The organism is Vibrio sp. 10N.222.46.A1, from assembly GCF_041473595.1.
Lineage (GTDB): Bacteria > Pseudomonadota > Gammaproteobacteria > Enterobacterales > Vibrionaceae > Vibrio > Vibrio tasmaniensis_A.
The window spans coordinates 1-4,657 of sequence record NZ_JBFRSN010000168.1 but is presented as its reverse complement, the minus strand read 5'-3'; the positions used below and the strand labels follow the sequence as shown (position 1 = coordinate 4,657).

At 47.2% G+C, this 4,657-nt stretch carries 2 protein-coding genes and 1 pseudogene; 2 read left to right on the top strand and 1 reads right to left on the bottom strand.

Annotation, left to right across the window (positions count from 1 at the left end):
* Together AB4496_RS05895 and AB4496_RS05890 are read left to right on the top strand one after the other, a co-directional pair.
* A pseudogene (locus AB4496_RS05895) lies at window positions 1-1,177 on the top strand (Hsp70 family protein); the annotation flags it as partial.
* A 138-nt stretch (window positions 1,178-1,315) separates the two neighbouring features.
* Window positions 1,316-4,156, top strand: coding sequence for an Hsp70 family protein (locus AB4496_RS05890; RefSeq protein WP_102258587.1), 2,841 nt, complete (start codon window positions 1,316-1,318; stop codon window positions 4,154-4,156).
* Between the two features lie 172 nt (window positions 4,157-4,328).
* Here the strand turns inward: AB4496_RS05890 and AB4496_RS05885 are convergent, their stop codons facing one another.
* Window positions 4,329-4,544: a hypothetical protein gene (locus AB4496_RS05885; RefSeq protein WP_102258588.1), complete on the bottom strand. Its 216-nt coding sequence runs from the start codon at window positions 4,542-4,544 to the stop codon at window positions 4,329-4,331.
* Window positions 4,545-4,657: the final 113 nt, after the last annotated feature.

Below are 4,657 nucleotides of genomic sequence, written 5' to 3'. Positions count from 1 at the left end.
AGGTGAACATATCCTACTGGGCGGCGACAACATGGACTTAGCTCTGGCTTACCGTCTGAAGATGAAACTGGCGCAAGAAGGTAAAGAACTGGCTCCTTGGCAGGTTCAAGCAATGACTCACGCGTGTCGCGATGCGAAAGAAGCACTGCTTAACGATGCTGAGCTTCAATCTGTGCCAATCGTTGTTCCAAGCCGTGGTTCTAAACTACTGGGCGCAACACTGAAAACAGATCTGACTCAGCAAGAAGTACAACAAACATTGGTTGATGGCTTCTTCCCGAAAGTAGCGGTGACTGAGCACCCAGTACAAAAGACGCGTGGCGCACTGACTCAAATGGGTCTGCCTTACGCTCAAGACGCAGGTATTACTCGTCACATTGCTGCATTCCTTTCTAAGCAAGCGAACGCGCTTTCTGGAAATAGTGAAACCGCTCAGCAAGATTTCAACCCGTTTGCAAACATGCCCGGTATGCCCGGTACAGAAACGCAAGGTGCAGAAGCACCAGCGGCAGACTTCATCAAACCAACAGCGGTACTGTTCAATGGTGGTGTTCTAAAATCTAACCTACTTGCAGATCGTCTTTCAGACACGATCAATGAATGGCTAATTAATGCCGACGCTGAATTTGCTAAACAACTTTCAGGTTTAGACTTAGACCTAGCGGTTGCAAGTGGCGCTTCATACTACGGCGCAGTTCGTCGTGGCCAAGGCGTTCGTATCCGTGGTGGTATCGCATCTTCTTACTACGTTGGAATTGAAAGCGCGATGCCAGCTATCCCAGGTATGGCTCCTCCAATGGAAGCACTGTGTGTTGCACCATTTGGTATGGAAGAAGGTTCAAGCGTACAAGTGCCTAGCCAAGAGTTCGGTCTAGTGATTGGTCAGCCAGTTCACTTCCAATTCTTCGGTTCAACCACTCGTCGTGAAGACCAAGCGGGTACGCACCTTGATCACTGGGCTCCAGAAGATCTGGATGAGCTTCCTGAAATTCAAGTGACACTGCCTGTTTCTGAAGGTCGTCGCGAAGGTGAAGTGGTTCCCGTAACTTTGGCGTCTCGTGTTACTGAATTAGGCACGTTATACCTAGAAGCGATTGCGACTGACAATGGTCAGAAATGGCATGTTGAGTTCGACGTTCGTGAAGACTCGAATAACGACTCAAACGTAGAAGCATAATGAATCAACGGCACCTTAACGGGTGCCGTTACTTTATCAATGCGATTCCCTAGCCCTGTATTAAAAGCATTCCAAAGACAATAATAAGACCAAGATTATCCATTAACTGGTCATCACTTTGGCAGAATAAGGTTTTGTATGACATCTCCTCGTTTTTTAGTCGGCATTGACTTAGGCACAACCAATACTGTGGTTGCCTACTGTGAAATCAACGACGACCTACAACATGCTCCCGTTTCTCTTTTCGATATTGACCAACTCATCGGCCCCGGTGAAGTGGTTCGCAAGCCGCTACTTCCATCATTTCGTTATCATCCCGCACAAGGTCAGATCTCCCCTTCCGATCTCACTATGCCTTGGGAACCGAGCTTGGTTGAAGGTGATATTCAAAACGTCATCGTTGGTGAGTGGGCTCGCGAACTGGGCGCAAAAGTTGAAGGCCGCCAAGTATCCAGTGCTAAGAGCTGGTTATCTCACCAAGCGGTTGATCGTAACTCCGACATTCTGCCTTGGGCAGGCGCAACTGACGTCGATAAGGTCTCTCCTGTTGTCGCAAGCGCAAGCTACCTGAACCACATCCGTCAAGCATGGAACTACCGTAACCCAAGCAATAAGCTTGAAGACCAAGACGTTGTGGTAACTGTTCCCGCTTCATTCGATGAGACAGCACGTAAGCTGACACTCGAAGCGGCAGAACTGGCGGGCTTAGGTAAGATTCTATTGCTCGAAGAGCCGCAAGCCGTTTGTTATGACTGGTATGCCCGTCACCAACAAACCGCTACAGACGAACTTCAACAGATCCCGCTGATTCTAGTGTGTGATGTTGGTGGCGGTACTACCGATTTAAGTTTGATCGAAGCGAGCTTCAAATCGGATAACGGTGGCAATCAAGAGCTCGCACTCGACCGTATCGGCGTTGGCGAACACTTGATGCTCGGGGGTGATAACCTCGATTTAGCTCTTGCCCACCTTGCAGAGCAGCGCTTCAATCAAAACAAAAAATTGAATGCTTCGAGCCTAACCAAGCTTATTCAGCAGACTCGCGCCGCAAAAGAGAGCCTGCTGTCTGCTAATGCGCCAGACGATGTGAAGATCACCATGCTGGGCAGCGGTTCAAAACTGCTTGGCGGAACGAAGAGTATTGGTTTAACCAAACAAGAAGTTCATCAGATTGCACTAGAAGGTTTCTTCCCGCTTTCAGAGTTTACGGAAGTACCCGACAAACGCCGCAGCGCGGTTGTAGAGTTCGGTCTACCCTACGCAGCAGATCCTGCTGTAAGTAAGCACGTTGCCGAATTCCTAGCGACCCACCAGCAAGTATCTAAAGCCGCATTGGAAAAGTCAGACTCTGTTGAGTTTGATGATACCAAACCTGCAATTCCTGTTGGTGTGCTACTCAATGGTGGTGTGTTCAACAGTGAACTGGTAACAGAGCGAATTACTCAGTTACTTGGCAATTGGAACGGTGCACCAATCACCGTCTTAGATAACCCTCACCCTGACTGGTCTGTAGCCCTTGGTGCTGTAGCTTTTGGTAAAGCACGCCGTGGTGCACAACTGAAAATCGGTGGCGGTGCCGCTCGTTCTTACTTCTTGCATCTACAAGAGAAGAACAAGATGGGCAAAGCGCTTTGTCTGCTTGCCAAAGGTACTGAAGAAGGCCAAGAGATACGCTTAAACAGCCGTCGTTTCTCGCTGACTTTAGGTGAACCAGTACGATTTAATCTACTGACTTCAACCCACGATCAAATTGCTCATGACACCACTATTCAAAATGGTGTGATGGTCAATGTCGACGCTGACTTGTTCTCCCCTCTTCCACCGTATATTTCTACACTGGAAGGTTCAGGTACTGCAGAGCTTCAGGCCAACCAAAAAGAGCGCGTTGAAGTGTTGCTTGCTTGTCAGTTAACCGAAGTCGGCACATTGAAAATGGAATGTGTGAGTACGGAAGATGACACTAAGCGTTGGTTGCTTGAGTTCGAAGTCAGAAACAAGCAAGGCGATGAGTCCGATAACTCTAAACTTCATCCAAGACTGGACGAATGTAAGGAGTTGATTTCTCGTCTGTACAGCGGCAACAAGAAAAGTGCTGAGTCTAAAGAGATCAAAACGCTGGCCAAAGATCTTGAGAAACGACTTGGTAAGCGCGAAGAGTGGGACTTTACGACTCTCCGTCACCTGTTTGATTCGTTCTCATTAGGTCGTAAACGCCGTCGTCGTTCAGAAGCACACGAGAAGAACTGGCTGCGTTTGGCGGGTTACTCGCTGCGTCCAGGCTTTGGCGATCCGACTGACTCATGGCGTATCGAACAAATTTGGGGCCTTTACCAACAAAACATTCAGTTCCAGAACCACCAAGGTTGGACGGACTGGTGGGTATTCTGGCGTCGTGTTGCGGGTGGCCTGAATCAAGAACAGCAAGAAACCATCTTGGCTGATATCGCGAAGTACCTTCACCCAGGTGCAATGAAGAACCCTAAGACAGCGAAAGATGCGCAAGACAATGGCTATGAAGCCATGGTGAGATTGGCAGCGTCCCTTGAGCAACTCGAGGTGGAAGATAAAGTTCTATTGGCTACATGGTTCTTGAGCAAAGCAATTAACCATAATCAGTTCGAACAGGCTCACTGGTGGGCTCTGGGTCGCTTAGCGTCTCGTACACCTTTATACGGAAGCCAACACAGCGTCATTCCAAGAGAGCAAGCAGAACAGTGGTTACCAAAGCTGCTTGACCAAAATTGGCAGAAAGAGCAAATGATTGCTTTCGCGGCAGTGGTGATTTGCCGCAAGACAGGTGACCGACAGTTCGATATCTCTGATGACTACCGTGCTCAAGTTCTTGATAAATTAAAGCAAAGCAAGGTACCTGATTCATGGCTAACGCTAGTGAGTGAAGTCACTGAACTTTCTGAGAGCGAGTCTAAACGCGTATTTGGTGATGCATTACCAAGCGGGTTAAGCCTGATTAATAACTAGGTTTAAAAACGATTAGCTTTAGTTGTTAATGAGTAAAGAAGCTAACGAGAAAAGAAAAAGCCACTTTCGATTCGTTGAAAGTGGCTTTTTTATTGGTGGCTTAAGGCTGGTATGTTTAGTCGACTTATCGCTTTTTGGTTAAGAGCCTCAGCCGTATTGCAGTTCATCATTGTTAATGTTTCGTTCCTGTTGGGTTGATAGGAAAATCCGTATTTTCATAAATATCAGATAACTTTTTCGGTTTCTTCTCTTGAGCTCCTTGGTTCGATTGATTATGAGTTTCGCTTAAAAGCCATTCCTCATGCATTTTTGCTGAATCCAAAAACTCTGGATCTTCCATTGCTTCCTTGCGAAGTTTATTTACACGTTCGAGAGTATCCCAAATCATAATACTTCACCTCCACTAAGGCAGTAATATAAAGATAGCTCAACCCCACAAAACTTCAACTAAGCCAATGAGATAGCGATCTCAATTTCGAAATTTAACTGCCTCTATGTCTG

Coding starts and splice junctions, on each gene's coding strand:
- AB4496_RS05890 (WP_102258587.1), top strand. CDS start 1,316: ATGACATCTCCTCGTTTTTTAGTCGGCATTGACTTAGGCACAACCAAT.
- AB4496_RS05885 (WP_102258588.1), bottom strand. CDS start 4,544: ATGATTTGGGATACTCTCGAACGTGTAAATAAACTTCGCAAGGAAGCA.